Genomic DNA, 341 nt, shown 5'->3' with positions numbered 1-341 from the left:
GGCGCGCACCAGGGCATGAGCACCCTGCATCCGGCTTCCAGCAATCGCTCGGCGACGACGAGATCGTCCGTCGTGTAAGGAAATACAGCAAACCCGTCGTCGCACAGGATTCGCGCGGCCTCGACCAAGCCGAAGACGTCAGGCTGCAGCGTGTCATGATTGCCGATCACCTCGAGCTTGATCCAGTTCGTGCCGAAGACCTCGCGCGCCATATTTGCGGTCGTGACGGCTTCCTTGACGGAGTGACAACCGGCCGTGTTGGGGAGGACATGCAGCCGCAGCGATTGGATAAGCGACCAGAATTTCTCGCCACCCTTGCCGCCGGCCATTTCGCGGCGCAA

The 341-nt window shown here is 61.9% G+C and carries 1 pseudogene; it reads right to left on the bottom strand.

The annotated features are described in order from the left end of the window. Positions 1–341 (bottom strand): annotated as a pseudogene (locus tag AC0L16_RS33640) (thiazole synthase); the annotation flags it as partial.

The organism is Mesorhizobium sp. WSM4848, from assembly GCF_055811375.1.
Note: the sequence above shows the minus strand (reverse complement) of the source record. Positions and strands in the feature narration are given on the sequence as shown.